Here is a 16,964-nt window from a genome sequence, read left to right on the forward strand (position 1 = left end):
TATTCAGCGCCCAGTATTCGAATTGATGCGCTGTAGGTTGCACGTTTTCTTAGGTCTGAGCCAGATCAGCAAGAGCGTCGCTCAAAAGGGTCAAAGCGTGGTCCCGTGCAGCGCGACGTACGTTATCCCGTCCCTGGGCTCCGAATTCCACGGTCTCGGTTCGGGTCGGTTGACCCTGTGCAGCGAGGCCAAAGCAAACGCGGCCTTCGGGTTTGTGTTCGGACCCGCCGGGGCCCGCGATGCCGGTGATCGAGACCGCCAGCTGCGCCCGCGAATTCAGCAGGGCGCCATTGACCATTTCTTGGGCGACTTCTTCTGAAACTGCGCCATACGTCTCAAGCGTATCGGCGCGCACGCCCAGCATCTCTTGCTTTGCGGTGTTGGTGTAGGTGACAAAGCCGCGCTCAACCACGGCAGAGCTGCCGGGGATGTCAGTCAGTGCAGCGGCGACCATACCACCGGTACAGCTTTCAGCAGTGGCGATCATCATGCCCTGCGCCTTGGCGCGATCCAGCAGCTCGACAACGGTCATAGACCCATCACTCCATGTGAGATACCGGCGAGGACGACCACACCGATGGCCGCAAAGACGCCAGCGATCACATCATCCAGCATGACACCCATCGGATCTCCACGCCGGTCGGCCCAGCCAATGGGACCGGGTTTGGTAATGTCGAAGAGGCGGAACAAGAGAAAACCCGCGATCCAGCCGGGCCAGAGCGCTGTGATGTCGATCCCATGCGCCCAAGACGGGTAGGAAATCGCCCATATCGCGATGAACTGGCCCGCGACTTCATCAATGACAATTTCGGACGGGTCGTGGTCATCTTGTCCAGCTGTCATCACTTGCGTAGCCCACAGGCCCCCGAAGAAAACCGCGAGTGTTGAGATGACCAGCAAGGGGAAGCCACCCAGCGTATGCAGAACCCATGCCAGCGGCAAAGCAGCCAGCGATCCCCAGGTGCCGGGGGCAGGGCGGAGGTAACCGACGCCGCAGACGGTTCCGATTAGACGAGCCGCTGTCATGACTTCACCAGACAGGCAGTTGCGAGCGAGGCAATGCCTTCGCTGCGACCGGTAAAGCCCAGCCGTTCGGATGTGGTGGCCTTGACCGAGACCTGATCGGTGCGCAAGCCCATGATCCGTGCCATTTCGGCACGCATGGTATCGGCATGAGGGCCGATCTTGGGAAATTCGCAGACCAGTGTGCAGTCGACATTCGAGATCTCATAGCCCAACTGCCCAGCCAATTCGACTGCGTGGCGCAGGAAAATTTCACTCGCTGCACCTTTCCACTGCGGATCGGAGGGCGGAAAATGCTGTCCGATATCACCCCGCGCCAGGGCGCCATAGATCGCGTCGGTGACCGCGTGCATCCCCACATCTGCATCGGAGTGACCTTGGAGCCCACGATTGTGCGGCACCTTCACACCGCAGAGGATCACGTGATCTCCGTCACCAAAGCGGTGCACGTCGTAGCCGTTGCCCAGCCTTACATCCATATTCATACCCATTGTACGTTCGGCCCGTGCGAAATCCTCGGGCCGTGTGATTTTCAGGTTATCCGCATCGCCCGGAATAATCGCGACTTCGATTCCCGCAGCGCGCGCGACTTCTACATCATCCGCTGCACCTCCGGGATGGGCTGAATGGGCGGCGGTGATTGTGCCATAATGAAATCCCTGCGGTGTCTGCGCAGCGTAAAGGCCGGATCGATCCTGCGTTCCTGTGACCACTGAACCGTCGCCTGTCCAGAGCGCATCCGTGACGGCCAAGCCTGGAGCAGCTGCCGCATGCGTGTCGAGTGCTTTCAGAACATCGCCGATTATCCGAGCGCTGACGCAGGGGCGGGCAACATCGTGAATCAAAACCTTTTCAACGCTGTACGCTTCCAAAGCCTGCAACCCGTTGCGCACTGATCCGGCGCGGTCTGCACCGCCGGGTGCAAGGATCAGGTTTGTCGCGCTGAATTCTTCCCAAACGGCTGTGTCCTCTTCGGCCAGCACCAAAACGACGTGATCAACCAACCCTTCGAAGCGGTCAATCGCCCAATCGGCCACGCGCCTCCCGCTCAACGCACGCCACTGTTTGGGCACTCCGCCTCCGGCGCGCAGGCCGCGCCCGGCGGCGACGATGATGGCGGCTGTGGTCATCTGAAAGGCCTCCTGATTGGGGCATTGTTTAGGGGTCGGTGAATGCAGAGGCAATCACCCGCGTCAATTTGCTTAAAAAATAAGCATATGATGATTTTACGGGCTTGAATGCTCCCGTTTTATTGTTCATATGCCGCAATTTCGATATCAAATGCGCAACTGCTCAAGGATTAAGCACATTGGCCCTGCGTCTTGCTGAAAAGGATCTGACCCCTCCGGTGCTGTTGGCGCCAATGGCCGGAATCACCGACCGGCCTTTTAGGGACCTTGTGATGCGCTTCGGCGCGGGCATGGTTGTCAGCGAAATGGTTGCCAGCCAAGAGATGGTGCAGGCCAAACCAGGCGTACGTGAACGGGCCGAGCTGTCGGCGGATCTGGAAAACACCGCTGTGCAACTGGCCGGACGCGAGGCGCATTGGATGGCCGAGGCCGCCCGGCAAGTCGCTGACCGGGGCGCGCGCGTGATCGATATCAATATGGGTTGCCCAGCCAAGAAGGTAACCAACGGCTATTCCGGTTCGGCTTTGTTGAAAACTCCGGACCATGCACTGACGCTGATCGAGGCCGTTGTGGGTGCAGTTGATTTGCCTGTTACGCTGAAAACGCGGCTAGGCTGGGATGACAATCTGCTGAACGCGCCGGATGTGGCGCGGCGTGCGCAGGACGCAGGCATCCGGATGGTGACCATCCATGGGCGTACGCGCTGTCAATTCTATAAAGGCCGGGCAGATTGGCGGGCGATCCGGGCGGTGAAAGAAGCCGTCTCGATCCCAGTCATCGCAAACGGTGACATCGTCGATACCGAGGCCGCGCAAATCGCGCTGAATCAGTCCGGGGCCGATGGCGTCATGGTAGGTCGGGGGGCGCAGGGCAAGCCCTGGCTGCTGGCGCAGATTTGCCATGATCTCTATGGCGCTGCTTCTCCAACCATTCCCACGGGCACTGAACTGATCGAGATGGTGCGTGGCCACTATCTGGCGATGCTGGAGTTTTACGGTACCGATCTGGGCCTGCGCGTCGCACGCAAACATCTCGGTTGGTACATGGATGAGGCCGGAACACCCGCCACCTTGCGGCGGGCTGTCCTGACATCCCGCGACACCGATGAGGTGTTACGTCTTATAACAGATGCGCTGAGTGGCACGGCGGAGGCAGCAGCATGACCTCGGACCAGAGCATCTGGACCTCGCTTCCGGTTCCGGCGTTCATTATCGATGCCGAAGATCGGATATCGGACGTCAACTCCTCGGGTGAGGGGTTTCTGAACGCCTCCCGCAAGGCAGTGATTGGACACCCGGTCTGGGATCAACTCGCGGTTGACGCGCCGTTGGAAGCGGCGTTTCTGCGCGCGCGTCAACAAGGTACACCGCTGTTCGTGAACGATGTGGACGTTGGGTCGGGCAATCGCGCGCCGCTGCAATGTGCGCTGCAAATCGCGCCGCTGATGGGGCATCCCGGTTCAATGATCATGATCATCTCGCCGCGCGAACTGGCCGGTCGGATGACCCGTGGCAACACTGTGAAATCGGCAGCGCAGTCTGCGATTGGCATGGCCGAGATGCTGGCGCATGAGATCAAGAACCCTTTGGCAGGGATCACCGGTGCGGCGCAATTGCTCAGCATGAATATTTCGCAGCAAGATCTTGAGCTCACTGACCTTATCGTTGAGGAAAGCCGCCGCATTGTGAAGTTGTTGGAGCAAGTAGAACAGTTCGGCAACCTGTCTCAACCCGATTTCAAACCGGTCAATATCCACGATGTACTGGATCGTGCGCGCCGGTCAGCGCTGTTGGGTTTTGGCGCGCATATGACGATTATCGAGGATTACGACCCCTCGCTGCCCTTGGCCTATGGGGACCCGGATCAGTTCCTGCAGGTGGTTCTGAACTTGCTCAAAAACGCTTCGGAAGCTGCTGATGGCAACGGTACAATCCGGCTGCGTACCTATTTTGAGCATTCATTCCGACTGCGGCGCAGTGACGGTTCGGGTCATTCGCTGCCTCTGCAGATCGAGATTATTGATGATGGGCCGGGCCTGCCGGAAAATATTCGCAGTGATATTTTCGACCCCTTCGTGTCAGGCAAGGAGAACGGCACCGGGCTTGGGCTGGCGCTGGTCAGCAAGATCGTTTCCGACCACGACGGCTGGATTTCGGCTGAATCTGTGCCCGGACGCACTAGTTTTCGACTGTCCCTGCGGCGTGCACCGAACGACGCGTATGAAAAGGAGAGCATCTGATGGATGGCACAGTTCTGGTTGCCGATGACGACCGCACGATCCGCACGGTTCTGACACAGGCCCTGACGCGGGCGGGGTGCAAGGTTCACGCGACATCTTCGCTGACCACGCTGATGCGCTGGGTGGCCGAAGGCAAGGGCGACGTTGTGATCTCGGATGTGGTAATGCCGGATGGAAACGGGTTGGAGATGCTGCCAAAGATCGCGCAGGACCGTCCCGGTTTGCCGGTCATCGTGATCTCGGCCCAGAACACCATCATGACAGCCATTCAGGCGGCTGAGGCGGAAGCTTACGATTATCTGCCAAAGCCTTTCGATTTGCCCGATCTGATGAAGCGCACCGCGAGGGCGCTGGATCAAAAGCAGCGGGTACAGGCTGAGCCGGTGATGGCCAGCGAAGACCGACCTGATGAACTGCCGCTTGTCGGGCGCACCCCGGTGATGCAGGCGCTTTATCGTCTGGTCGCTCGGGTGATGAACACGGATCTGTCTGTGATGATTTCTGGTGAAAGTGGGACGGGTAAATCTCTGATAGCACGCGCTATTCACGATTTCTCTGACCGAAGGACACTGCCCTTTGTCACCGTGACTGCTGCCGATCTGAGCGATTTGGAAGGCCCGGCACGGGTTATGGCGCGCGTACGTGGTGGTACGCTGCTGATCGATGAAATTGCCGATATTGATGATGAGATTCAGGCCCGTATCGTGCGCATGATGGACACGCCGGGCGATCACGTGCCGCGTTTCATGGCCACAAGTCAATCAGATCTGACCGACGCGATGGAAAGTGGTCGCGTACGACAAGATCTCTATTACCGTCTCTGCGGTGCGACGATCCACGTGCCTGCGTTGCGCGAGCGGGTTGATGATATCACCTTGCTGACCGATCACTTTCTGGCGCGGGAGGAGCGGGAAAGCGGCGCGCAGCGTCGCCTCAGCCCCGAAGCGGTCGAGTTGGTGCGCCGGTATTCCTGGCCCGGCAATGTCCGACAGCTTGAAAATGCGATCCGGCGTCTTGGTCTAACCAGCCGTTCTGATGAAATCTCGCGCACCGAAGTAGAGATGGTGCTGGGTAGCCAGCCCGAGGCCGAACCAGTTCTGGGTGATGGCGAGCGTGAGAAGCTGTCATCTTCGGTTGGTCGTCACCTGCGCCGGTATTTTGATCTGCACGGAAACATCCTGCCGCCTCCCGGCCTCTATCAACGTATTCTACGCGAGGTCGAGGCACCGTTAATCGAAATCGCGCTGGATGCGACTGGTGGAAATCAGGCAAAATGTGCTGATCTCCTGGGGATTAACCGGAATACGCTGCGGAAAAAGATTACTGACCTCGATATTCAGGTGACACGCCGTCGCAAACTGATGTAATATCGCCACACAAACAGTGGCATTCGGGTTCGACCCCGAGAACGACCACGATATATGGCGGTAAGCCGCGCAAGCGGCACATCAGAATGAGGGCAGACGGTGGCAACCCGGGCACAGAACGGGCCGATCCTATCGATCAACCGGTGGCGCAAGTCCCGGAGGATGCGCAATTTCAGTACATTGGGATTGGTTATGCTGGGCCCGGTTCTGGCGCTTGCAACCTATCTCGTCATTGGCCCTTTTGATCTTGGCGCGGCGGCACCGACACTGCGGCTGATTTTGTTGGCTGATCTGGTCTACGTGCTGGTCGTAGCTGCGCTGGTGTTGGGCCAATTGTTCAGTCTGATCGCCGCGCGTCGCGCAAAATCTGCGGGCTCCCGTCTTCACCTGCGCCTGATCGGCGCTTTCACGCTGTTGGCTCTGGTACCGACGGTCACGGTGGCGATTTTCGCCGGGCTGACGGTGAATATCGGCCTTGAAGGTTGGTTCTCGGACCGTGTGCGGCAGGTGGTTGGGTCGTCACTGACTGCGGCCGAAGCTTACGAACAGGAACACCGCGAGGGCCTGACGCAGGATGCGGTTGTTCTGGCGCGTTTCCTCGATAACGCGCGATCGTTGGATTATTTTGTCTCAGACGCCGAATTGCGAGAGGTTCTGGCCCAGGGGCAGGCCCAGATACAACGCGGTTTGCGCGAGGCCTATGTGATCGATGGCAGCGCCGAAATCCGATCGCGCGGTGATCGGTCCTACCTGTTCGACTACGAGGCACCAACTCCCGAAGAGATGATCGAGGCCAATGATCAGGGCGTGGCCATCATTGCCGATTGGGAGAACAGCGAATTCCGCGCGCTTGTTCCTTTGCATGCCTATCTTGACCGGTATCTTTATGTCAGTCGCGAGGTTGATGGGCAGCTTCTGACCCTGCTTGATGAAACCAAAGAGACAGCACAGTTCTACAGCCAATTGGAAAGTGAGCGGGGCAGGGTCCTGTTCGAATTCGGCCTTCTTTATCTCGGCTTTGCTGTGATCCTGATTCTGGCCGCGATGTCGCTGGGCATGTGGTTCGCCGAACGTCTTTCTCGCCCTGTTGGACGGCTGACAACGGCGGCGCAGCGCGTTGGTGCTGGTGATCTGAGTGTTCAGGTCATCGAAGAGGCCAGCGATGACGAAATCGCGATGCTGGGCCGCTACTTCAACCAGATGACTCGTCAGTTGAAGGGGCAGCGCGACACGCTGTTGGAAAACACTCGCCATATCGAACGTCGAAGGCGGCTATTTGATTCAGTTCTAAGCTCGGTGACATCCGGTGTCGTTGGCGTTGATTCAGAGGGCTGTGTGACCTTCGTGAACCGATCCGCGGAACGTCTTCTGGGCTGGTCTGGTGGAGAGCAGAACCTGGCTATCGGTATCGCTGTTCCCGAATTTTTGCCTTTGTTCGAAGCCCTTAAGGACAGCGGTCAAGAGGCGGTCCAGGGGGAGATCAAGGTAACCCGCAAAGGCCGGTTGGAGAACTTACTGGTACGCATGGCGACGCGGCGTGGCGAGGATGGAAGGCTGGAAGGCTACGTTGTGGCCTTTGATGACGTGACCGATCTGGTAAGCGCGCAGCGCATGGCGGCCTGGGGCGATGTGGCCCGTCGCATTGCGCATGAGATCAAGAATCCGCTGACACCGATCCAACTGAGCGCCGAGCGGATCAAGCGCAAATTCTCGCGCAAGCTGGACGAGGACGATTGCGATAGCCTGGAATCGATGACCGACGTGATCGTGAGGCAGACCAATGATCTGCGGCGGATTGTTGATGAGTTCTCGAAATTCGCACGCATGCCCGAACCGGAACGGCGCGAAGAGAATATCGTGACGCTAGTGCGTGAGGCGGTTCTGTTGCAGCAGGCGGGTCAGCCTGATGTTCAGATCGATGCGGATTTACCTGAACAGCCCATTTTGGCGGATGTGGATTCGACCATGTTGAGCCAAGCGTTGACGAACCTGATCAAGAACGCGGGCGAGGCTATTGAAACGCTGAAAGAAAAAGGCGCACCGGACAATCTGAAACCTCAGATCAAAGTCGTAGTCTCCACTGACGATGCAGGAACGCAGATCACCATTGCGGACAATGGCATCGGTCTGCCCGAGGACAGGGCACGGCTGTTCGAACCTTATGTGACTACGCGTGACGAAGGCACAGGCCTTGGCCTGCCCATCGTAAAGAAGATCATCGAAGAACATGGCGGAGCGCTGACATTGGAAGACGCGCCCACATTCGACGGACAGGACCATTTCGGCGCAATGGCTGTCATTCGTCTACCCGGGGCCTCAGGCGGCCCGACAAATGCGCCGGAAAAACAGGCGATTAAAACAAACAAACTGAAAGCAGGCCAAAGATGAGCGACATTCTGATCGTAGATGACGAACGCGATATTCGCGAATTGGTGTCCGACATTCTGGAGGACGAAGGCTATTCCACCCGGTTGGCGGCAAACTCGGACGAGTGCATGTCGTCGATCAATGCTGAACCTCCGGGATTGTTAATCCTGGATATCTGGCTGAAAGACAGCCGTATGGACGGGATCGATATCCTGAAAGCTGTAAAACGGGACAACCCGGATGTGCCGGTGGTGATCATTTCGGGCCACGGTAATATCGAAATTGCGGTGGCCGCGATCAAACAGGGGGCATACGACTTTATCGAAAAGCCCTTTAATATTGACCAGTTGATGGTTGTGATCCGTCGCGCGATGGAAACCTCGCGCCTGCGTCGCGAGAATGCCTCGCTGAAACGGCAGGAAGTCAGCTGTTCAGACATGATTGGCAATTCTGCGTCGTTCCGAGCGATGCAGGGGCAGTTGGACAAGGTAACAAAGTCGAATGGCCGGGTTATGCTCAGCGGGCCGGCTGGGTCGGGCAAGGAAATTGCCGCGCGCTATATCCATGCCCATTCCAACCGGGCGAATGCCCCATTTGTGACGGTCAATTGTGCGGGGATTGAACCTGAGAGGGTTGAAGAGGTTCTTTTCGGACGAGAATCGTCTGAGCGCGGAATCGAGTCAGGCCTGCTGGAAGAGGCGCATGGCGGCGTTGTCTACTTCGACGAAGTCGCTGACATGCCGCTGGGGACGCAGTCCAAGATTCTTCGCGTGTTGGTTGATCAGCAATTCCAGCGTGTTGGTGGCTCTGACAAGGTGCGGGTTGATCTGCGGGTCATCTCCTCGACCAACCGCGATCTGGAAGAAGAGATCGCCGCCGAACGGTTCCGCGAAGAACTGTATCACCGGCTGAATGTGGTGCCGATTGCGGTTCCCTCGCTGGAGGAACGGCGAGAGGACATCCCGGTTCTGGCGCAACACTTCATCGAGATGTGCAACGATACACAGGGTCTGCCGATGCGCGAGCTGTCGGATGAGGCTATTGCTTTGCTACAAACGATGACATGGCCGGGCAATGTGCGTCAGCTGAAGAACCTGATCGAGCGGGTGCTGATCCTAGGCGACAGCACTGGCCCGATCGAGGCCCGCGAGTTGCCCAACGAAGAAGAGAAATCCGACGAGTCCGGGCGCGTGGTACTGTCTGGCGCACTGGCGACGCTGCCGCTGCGTGAGGCGCGCGAAGCGTTCGAGCGTGAATATTTGCTGACCCAGATCAATCGGTTTGGTGGCAACATAAGCCGCACGGCCAGTTTTGTCGGCATGGAGCGCAGCGCCTTGCACCGCAAGCTCAAGTCGCTGGGCGTCGTGACCTCGAACAAATCCGGTGCGCGGGTGGCTCAAATTGACGAGCCCGAACCAGCCGAGTGATTGCTGCGCCGAATAAAAAGACCGCAGCCGTTTCCATCGGTTTTCCCGCCTTTGGTAAACGGTTGAAGCGGTTGCGGCGGTCGGTTGGACTTAAGCAATCCGCCCTCGCAGATCTGATTGAAGTCGACCAAACCACGATTTCCCGGTGGGAAAACGGGGGTCAAACGCCATCGCCGCATATTCAACAGTCCGTTTTTGCGGCGTTGGGGCCGGTTCGGGTGCAGGATTCTGCGCTGAAACGTCTGGTCGTTCATTCGGCAGAGTGCTTGCACCTTGTCGAAGAGGCCAGCCATACCTGCCTTGCTTATTCGGGCAGCCGGGCGCGGGATTGGAAGACCTCACAGCGCGCCTTGCTGGGCGTTTCGCTTTGGCAATTTGCAACGGATGAGATCAGGCAAGCCGAAGCAGAACTGCAGAAAGATGGCTGGTGGGATTTGCATTCGCCTTCACCCAAAGCGTTTCTGACTTCCGAGGCTGTGCACGATCAAATCAGGATCAGCGCCGGGCAAATCGTGTGGGAGCGGTTGTATCTGGGTGATGGTACTCCGGTCCGTCTGGTCAGCGGGCGGCGCGAAGTCACCGCATAATTTATGTGTTCCGCTGACAGGTTAGGCGCGATAGACCGGCTGCATGAGTGACTCTTTTCGCACATTTTTGCAGGTCATGCTGATCTGGTTTGCTGGCCTCGGTGCGGCAACCCAATTTGCAAAGATTGCCGTACCATTTTCTGATGTGGGGCTGTTGTACCCGGACAATGCTGCCGTGATCGGCTGGTTGCTGTCCATTATCAGTCTAATGGGGGCTGCCTTGGGCGCGATATCCGGAGCGATCACAGCGCGTATTGGGCCAAATCGTCTATTGCTATTAGGGCTTGTGCTCGGCGGCGCGTTATCTTTGCTGCAAGCAAGCTTGCCGGTTTTTCAACTGATGCTGCTCAGCCGGGTGATCGAGGGGCTGTCCCATCTTGCGATTGTGGTGGCGGCACCGACGCTGATTGCTCAGATCACATCCGGTCGGGCGAGGTATAATTCCATGGTGCTGTGGAGTACATTCTTTGGCGTTGCATTCGCATTAAACGCTTGGGTTGGGCTGCCCATCGTCGATCGTTTGGGACTGCCCACATACTTTGCCATGCACGGGGGTCTGATGCTGCTGATCGCCGCGCTGATCGCGCTTAGCAATCTGAAAACCGACATGGGCCAGACGGAGAGTACCGGGTGGGGACTCTTCGCCTTCCTTGATGTGCATATCAGGACCTACCGCTCACCCTTTATTTCGGCCCCGGCAATTGGCTGGTTCTTTTACACGCTGACATTTGTTTCGCTGTTAGCGATCCTGCCGGGGCGTTTACCCGAAGGGCAGGGCGCATCGATTGCGGCACTTATGCCCCTGGCAGGGATTGTACTGTCATGGCTGCTGGTGCCCTTGCTGTTGACCGTCCTGTCCTGCGTCAGCGTCGTCAATCTGGGCTTTATGCTGGGGATCGCGACGATCATCGCATTGTTTCTGGGGGCGCCCCTTACGTTCGGATGTATCGCCTTGTTTGCCGTGCTCGGGCTTGTACAGGGCGGCAGCTTCGCCGCAGTGCCAGAGTTAAACGATACCACCGAAGCCCAAGCTCTGAGTTATGGTGCGATGGCGCAGATGGGCAATGCCGGAAACCTGCTTGGAACCCCGGTATTGCTGGCGATATTGCTGGGCGTCGATGAGGCTGGCATGTTTGTAGCCGTCGCCGCGTTCTATAGCATCGCGATCATAGCGCATCTGCTGCTGGCGCGGCGTCGCAAATCAGCCGGCTTGTCCCGGAGTGATGATCTGAAATGACCCGTCGTCGAATTTCACGAAACAGGACGCGCTGTTCAGCGGCGGGAGCGTCGTGGTGCGCGTGGGCGTGACCCGCGATTTGACACCCTGTTTGCAAGGCGGAAGGCTGACCGGGCGATAGCCCTTTTGGGCCATGCACTGCGCCTCGACCTTGTTTCTCAGCCCCTGATTCACGTCGACGGTATAGACCCGCCCAGGCTCCCACCATCCGGGGTTGCGATAGCAGCGTCCTCGGCCATCGCAATAGGTGCGCCCGGGCCAATAGACTGGCGGGCTCTGCCGGACCTGATTGGCGACAGGGGCGTCCTTGAGCGCCTGCACTTGGCAGTTCGTGGTCTCGGTCTGCATTCGCGAGACGCTCTCACCTTCGCGATAATACAAAGAAAGCGGACCACAAGCGGACAGCGTCAGCAGGCAAATCAGGGCAGGCAGAATGGTTTTCATATGCTTACTTTGGCGTAGCTTAGGAGGCATGACAATTCAATTGACCGCTTTGGGGGCATCTGTCATTCAAAGATTTCAGGCAGAAAGGCCAAGAGCATGAAGGTCATCATATGCGGTGCCGGTCAAGTCGGCTGGCAGATTGCGCGTCACCTTTCGGGCGAACTGAACGATGTGACGGTGGTCGACAACAATCCCGATCTGGTACGTCGCGCGACCGAGACGCTGGACGTGCAGGGGATCGCCGGTTTCGCCAGTTATCCGGATGTGCTGGATCGTGCAGGGGCGCGGGATGCCGATATGATCATCGCCGCGACCCATTCGGATGAGGTGAATATGGTCACCTGCCAGATGGCGCATTCGGTTTTTTCGATCCAGCGCAAGATCGCGCGTTTGCGATCAAAATCCTATCTTGAGGCGATCCACTCCGATCTGTATCGTCGTGATCATCTGCCCATCGATGTCGTAATTAGCCCCGAGCGCGAGGTTGCCGCCGCAGCGATGCGCCGTCTTTCGGCACCTTCTGCTTTTGACACCGAGATTTTCATGGACGGTAAGGCGCAACTGCTGGGCATTCGGGTCGAGGAAGACTGCCCAATCGTCAACACACCGCTGCGACAATTGACCGACCTGTTTTCCACGCTCAGCTCGATTGTGGTTGGTGTGCGCCGTGAAGGGACGCTGTTTGCGCCGGAATCCGAGGATCAGCTGTTTGTAGGCGACGAATGCTACGTCTTCACCAGCGTCAAGGACGTTGAACGTACGATGGAGGTGTTCGGCAAGGCTCAGCGTAAGCAAGATCGTGTGGTGATCGTCGGCGGCGGTAATGTCGGGTTGGAAGTGGCCCGCACACTGGAAGAGCGCGAAAGCCGGGTGCGTGCCAAGATTATCGAGCGTGACCGCAAATGCGCCGAAATCGCTGCCGAAGCATTGGAGCGGACGATTGTTCTGAACGGCGACGGCCTAGATTCATCTTTGCTGAGCGAAGCAGGGATTGAGCGCGCCGACGCGATGTTGGCGGTCACGGATGACGATCGCACCAACATGCTGGCCGCGGTACGCGCCAAGGGAGAGGGTTGTCCACTGGCCATCGCCCTGATCAACGATCCCAGCATGGTCGCTTTGATGGGACCGCTGGGGATTGACGCATATATCAACCCGCGCGCCACCACTGTCAGTTCGATCCTGCGTCACATTCGGCACGGGCGCGTGCGTCAGGTGTATTCCATTGGTGATGCCGAGGCCGAGGTAATCGAGGCCGAAGTGCTATCAACCTCGCCCATGGCCGGACAAAAGCTGCGCGACATCGATTTCCCAGAAGGCGTTCTGGTCGGCGCAGTACGCAAAGGTGACGAGGTTCTGCGCCCGACCGGCAGCCTGCGCATCGACGAGAAAGACGTGGTGGCGATCTTTGCAATGGCCAAAGACGTGCCCGAGGTTGAGCGTCTGATGCAGGTTTCAATCGATTTCTTCTGATGTTGCAGGCACGCGGACAGCAACGGATCGGAGTATTGCGGCGATTGCCGCTGCTGCTGATGATCTGGGGTATCGTGTCGCTGGCAATGTGGATACCCGCAGTTTATGCGCTGGCGCTGGATGATCACGCCACCTCACGGTCATTCTTCTATTCCGGATTGCTGGGTGTTTTTGCGGTGTCGATCATAGCTCTGGCCATGTCGAACCGACGACCACGGCGGGGAACGCTTGGTCAATTGGCGGTTCTGCTGGCCGCCTTTACCGTACTGCCGATATTTCTTGCTATTCCGTTTCATGATGCGCTGGGGACAACCAGCTTCCTGAACGCCTATTTCGATATGGTCAGCGCGCTGACCACAACCGGCGCTGATCTGTTCCCCGATCCCGCACGCCTTTCGGCGCCGTTGCACTTATGGCGCGCGTTGGTCGGTTGGATGGGCGGATTGCTGATGTGGATCTCGGCGGCCGCGATTCTGGCGCCCTTGTCGTTGGGCGGTTTCGAAGTCACAGCCCGGGGGCAACCGGGGCGTCCCGTCTCGGGCGTGGCACAGAGCGAGAAGTCCGATCCACGCGGCCATCTGATCCGCGTGTCGCGCACATTGGCACCCGTCTATGCGGGTTTGACAGCTGTGATCTGGATCCTGCTGTTGATCGCAGGTGAGCAAGGGCTTACTGCCGTGAGCCACGCGATGTCAGTGATTGCGACGTCCGGCATATCACCTGTCGGCGGATTGGAAGGATCGACCGCAGGAATCACTGGCGAGGCGATCCTGTTCTTGTTCCTGTTCTTTGCCCTGTCGCGGCTGACCTTTTCGACCGATACGGCGACCTCAGGGTATTCGCGGCTGGACAAAGACCCAGAATTTCGGATTGGCATCTTCATCGTGCTGGCGGTCGCTGTGCTGCTGTTCATCCGGTTTTTGGCTGGAACGGCCGAACTGAACATTGCCGTCGAAGTGCGGCAAGCACTTGGCGTTTTTTGGGGGTTCATGTTTACGGCGATGTCGTTTCTGACCACGGCCGGATTTGAAAGCGCCAACTGGAACGACGCGCAGCAATTGTCGGGCTTGAGCACACCGGGCCTGATCCTGATGGGGCTAGCCCTTGTCGGAGGAGGCGTGGCGACGACTGCGGGTGGGGTAAAGCTGTTGCGGGTTTTTGCGCTCTATCTGAATGGCAAGCGCGAGATTGACCGACTGATCTATCCTTCTTCGGTCAGCGGAGAGGGTGGCGGCAACCGCCGCATTCAAAGCGACGGTGCCTTCATCGCCTGGATCTTCCTGATGATGTTCGCCCTGACGTTGGCCTTGTTCGATTTGTTGCTGGCCGTCATGGGCGTAGGTTTTGAACAGGCCATGTTGCTCAGCGTTGCCGCTCTCAGCACCACGGGGCCGTTGATAGAATTGGCAACGGATGTGCCCATACGTCTGATTGATCTTTCCAGCGGGGCCAAGTTGACGGTCTGCGCGGCGATGGTGATCGGGCGGTTGGAAACTCTGGCGATCGTGGCACTGATTACGCCAACGCTGTGGCGCGATTGACCCTGCGTCAGGCACCTGGTGTTACTGCCTGATTTTTCATCTGGAATATCTGTGCGCGGCACTCCATACTCTGCCGGAGGGAGCGCGTTGGTCCGCAGCGCGTAGCAAGAACAATGGCGAGATAACAAAATATGGCTTCGGACAGACAGAATCTGCAGGACGCGTTCCTGAACAATGTACGGAAAGCAAAGGTCCCGGTCACAATATTCCTGATCAACGGTGTGAAATTGCAGGGTGTAATCACCTGGTTCGACAACTTCTGCGTGCTGCTGCGCCGCGACGGACAGTCGCAGTTGGTGTACAAGCATGCGATTTCGACCATCATGCCGTCACAGCCGATCAACCTTTATGAGGGCGAAGACGCCTCTTGATGGAACATGAGAGGGCGCGCACCCGGGCTTGGGTGCTGCATCCCGAAATCAAATCAGATGAACAGCGCCGTGTCCCCGAACCAGCGCTGGAAGAGGCGGTGGCACTAGCTGCCGCTTTGCCCGATCTGGATGTGGTCGGTTCCGAAATAGTGCGCCTACCGCGCGCGCAGGCTGGTTTTCTGTTCGGCAGCGGCAAGATCGAGGAACTGGCCGAACGCGTCCACGACAATGAGATCGAGCTGGTTCTGATCGACGGGCCAGTAACTCCGGTTCAGCAGCGCAATCTGGAAAAGGCGTGGAAGGTCAAAATCCTCGACCGGACCGGTTTGATTCTGGAAATATTCAGCGACCGTGCGCGTACCCGTGAAGGTGTGCTGCAAGTTGAGATGGCCGCGCTTAGCTATCAGCGTACGCGACTGGTTCGGGCCTGGACTCACCTGGAACGTCAGCGCGGTGGCCTTGGGTTTGTGGGTGGTCCCGGTGAAACTCAGATCGAGGCCGACCGGCGTGCTATTGATGAACAACTGGTCCGCCTGCGCCGACAATTGCAAAAAGTGGTGAAGACCCGCACCCTACACCGCGCAGCGCGCGCGAAGGTTCCATACCCGATTGTTGCACTTGTTGGCTATACAAACGCCGGGAAATCCACGCTGTTCAACAGCCTAACCGGGGCCGAGGTGATGGCAAAAGACATGCTGTTCGCCACGTTGGACCCAACTATGCGACGGGTTGAGCTGCCGGATGGCCCCGAGGTGATCCTGTCCGATACCGTGGGTTTCATCTCGAACCTGCCCACGGAACTGGTTGCGGCCTTCCGCGCCACGCTGGAAGAGGTTCTGGGGGCTGATCTGGTCGTGCATGTCCGCGATATCAGCCACGAAGAAACCGAGGCACAGGCACGGGATGTTGAGGCGATCCTGAACTCTTTGGGTGTTGAGGACAGTCGCCCCCGGTTGGAGGTTTGGAACAAGATCGATCTGCTGAGCCCGGAAGACCGCGAAGCCGCGCTTGCCCGGGCCGAGCGTGATCCGGCGATCTTTGCCATATCGGCCGTAACGGGCGAAGGTGTTGATCCGCTGCTGTCTGAAATCGCCACGATCCTGCAGGGCGCGCGGCATGAGACTATCCTGAAACTGGGCTTTGCCGATGGTGACAAACGCGCGTGGCTCTATCGTCAGGATGTGGTCAGGTCTGAAGATCAGACCGAAGAGGGGTTCGAGATCACGGTGCTCTGGACTGACAAGCAGGCGTCCCGCTTCGCGGCGTTCTAGGTACCGTCTATCTGGCGCTGGTAATCCTCTGCATCGAACCACCCAAGCGATGATAGCACCTTGTTGTCCTTTGAAAGCTCCCACTCTTCCCAGCCGCGTGTAACGACACGGTTGCCGGTCTCGGCGTGATGGCCTTCGAGGGTCCAGACAAAAATGACATGCCCTCCGGCCCAACGCATCATATCGCAACGCACCTCAAGATCGGGGAATTCTGCATAGAACCCGCGGGCCATTTCGGCGATTTCGGCATGGCCACGCAGGGGCTCACCGCGATTAATGCTGATCTGACCTTCGGGGGCGAAAAAACTGGCGACCAAGTCGGGATCGCCCGAGCTCCAGGCGATGGCATAATCGCGTGCGAGATTGTTTAAGGTGTCTCGAAAGCTGCCCATGCATTTTCCCCCTTCGTGCAATGCGACGGCCAGACGAGTTTAGGCGATAACGAAGGGGTGCGCCACGCGAGGTTCAAAAAGGGGCGGGGATTTGC

Annotated in this window: 16 protein-coding genes; 11 read left to right on the plus strand and 5 right to left on the minus strand. The window is 58.2% G+C overall.

The window, feature by feature from the left end; genetic code table 11:
• Positions 1–49: 49 nt before the first annotated feature.
• Genes ACR0MP_RS04310 through ACR0MP_RS04320 form a run of 3 tightly spaced genes read right to left on the minus strand, consistent with a single transcriptional unit; the run spans position 50 to position 2,153 of the window.
• Positions 50–532, minus strand: coding sequence for a CinA family protein (locus ACR0MP_RS04310; protein WP_480886975.1), 483 nt, complete (start codon positions 530–532; stop codon positions 50–52).
• Entirely contained in the window at positions 529–1,026 is a 498-nt protein-coding gene (locus tag ACR0MP_RS04315; protein WP_480886978.1) for a phosphatidylglycerophosphatase A family protein, read from the minus strand. Before ACR0MP_RS04315 ends, ACR0MP_RS04310 begins: the two co-directional genes overlap by 4 nt.
• Positions 1,023–2,153 carry a bifunctional 2-C-methyl-D-erythritol 4-phosphate cytidylyltransferase/2-C-methyl-D-erythritol 2,4-cyclodiphosphate synthase gene (locus tag ACR0MP_RS04320; RefSeq protein WP_480590183.1) on the minus strand — a complete coding sequence of 377 codons (1,131 nt, stop codon included), beginning with the start codon at positions 2,151–2,153 and terminating at the stop codon, positions 1,023–1,025. The genes ACR0MP_RS04315 and ACR0MP_RS04320 overlap by 4 nt, the downstream gene beginning before the upstream one ends.
• A gap of 179 nt (positions 2,154–2,332) precedes the next feature.
• On the opposite strand from ACR0MP_RS04320, the gene dusB reads away from it, so the two are divergent.
• From dusB to ACR0MP_RS04355, 7 genes are all read left to right on the plus strand, one after another.
• A complete protein-coding gene (dusB, locus tag ACR0MP_RS04325; RefSeq protein WP_480886979.1) occupies positions 2,333–3,316 on the plus strand; it encodes a tRNA dihydrouridine synthase DusB in 984 nt (327 codons plus the stop codon).
• Positions 3,313–4,392 carry an ATP-binding protein gene (locus tag ACR0MP_RS04330; RefSeq protein WP_170406109.1) on the plus strand — a complete coding sequence of 360 codons (1,080 nt, stop codon included), beginning with the start codon at positions 3,313–3,315 and terminating at the stop codon, positions 4,390–4,392. The genes dusB and ACR0MP_RS04330 overlap by 4 nt, the downstream gene beginning before the upstream one ends.
• Positions 4,392–5,759, plus strand: a complete 1,368-nt coding sequence (locus ACR0MP_RS04335; RefSeq protein ID WP_170396851.1) for a sigma-54-dependent transcriptional regulator — start codon at positions 4,392–4,394, stop codon at positions 5,757–5,759. The genes ACR0MP_RS04330 and ACR0MP_RS04335 overlap by 1 nt, the downstream gene beginning before the upstream one ends.
• Positions 5,760–5,921: 162 nt before the next feature.
• Positions 5,922–8,147 carry a sensor histidine kinase NtrY-like gene (locus tag ACR0MP_RS04340; protein ID WP_480453723.1) on the plus strand — a complete coding sequence of 742 codons (2,226 nt, stop codon included), beginning with the start codon at positions 5,922–5,924 and terminating at the stop codon, positions 8,145–8,147.
• Positions 8,144–9,553 carry a nitrogen assimilation response regulator NtrX gene (ntrX, locus tag ACR0MP_RS04345; protein WP_170396856.1) on the plus strand — a complete coding sequence of 470 codons (1,410 nt, stop codon included), beginning with the start codon at positions 8,144–8,146 and terminating at the stop codon, positions 9,551–9,553. Before ACR0MP_RS04340 ends, ntrX begins: the two co-directional genes overlap by 4 nt.
• Positions 9,550–10,140, plus strand: coding sequence for a helix-turn-helix transcriptional regulator (locus ACR0MP_RS04350; RefSeq protein ID WP_480736069.1), 591 nt, complete (start codon positions 9,550–9,552; stop codon positions 10,138–10,140). Before ntrX ends, ACR0MP_RS04350 begins: the two co-directional genes overlap by 4 nt.
• 43 nt (positions 10,141–10,183) lie before the next feature.
• Positions 10,184–11,377 (plus strand): MFS transporter, encoded by a 1,194-nt coding sequence (locus ACR0MP_RS04355; protein WP_480886981.1) that lies wholly within the window; start codon positions 10,184–10,186, stop codon positions 11,375–11,377.
• On the opposite strand, the gene ACR0MP_RS04360 is transcribed toward ACR0MP_RS04355, so the two are convergent.
• Positions 11,342–11,821, minus strand: coding sequence for a hypothetical protein (locus tag ACR0MP_RS04360; RefSeq protein WP_170406102.1), 480 nt, complete (start codon positions 11,819–11,821; stop codon positions 11,342–11,344). The genes ACR0MP_RS04355 and ACR0MP_RS04360 overlap by 36 nt on opposite strands.
• 96 nt (positions 11,822–11,917) lie before the next feature.
• On the opposite strand from ACR0MP_RS04360, the gene trkA reads away from it, so the two are divergent.
• From trkA to hflX, 4 genes are all read left to right on the plus strand, one after another.
• Positions 11,918–13,294, plus strand: a complete 1,377-nt coding sequence (trkA, locus tag ACR0MP_RS04365; protein ID WP_170396865.1) for a Trk system potassium transporter TrkA — start codon at positions 11,918–11,920, stop codon at positions 13,292–13,294.
• Entirely contained in the window at positions 13,294–14,835 is a 1,542-nt protein-coding gene (locus ACR0MP_RS04370; RefSeq protein ID WP_170396867.1) for a TrkH family potassium uptake protein, read from the plus strand. Before trkA ends, ACR0MP_RS04370 begins: the two co-directional genes overlap by 1 nt.
• 131 nt (positions 14,836–14,966) lie before the next feature.
• Positions 14,967–15,206, plus strand: a complete 240-nt coding sequence (hfq, locus tag ACR0MP_RS04375) for an RNA chaperone Hfq (RefSeq protein ID WP_005982826.1) — start codon at positions 14,967–14,969, stop codon at positions 15,204–15,206.
• On the plus strand, positions 15,206–16,477 hold the full coding sequence (gene hflX / locus ACR0MP_RS04380; protein ID WP_170406099.1) for a GTPase HflX: 1,272 nt from the start codon (positions 15,206–15,208) through the stop codon (positions 16,475–16,477). The genes hfq and hflX overlap by 1 nt, the downstream gene beginning before the upstream one ends.
• Here hflX and ACR0MP_RS04385 read toward each other — a convergent pair.
• On the minus strand, positions 16,474–16,869 hold the full coding sequence (locus tag ACR0MP_RS04385; RefSeq protein ID WP_170406095.1) for a nuclear transport factor 2 family protein: 396 nt from the start codon (positions 16,867–16,869) through the stop codon (positions 16,474–16,476). The two genes, hflX and ACR0MP_RS04385, sit on opposite strands and share 4 nt — an antisense overlap.
• Between the last annotated feature and the right edge of the window lie 95 nt (positions 16,870–16,964).

It is taken from the genome of Ruegeria sp. K3, from assembly GCF_056531845.1.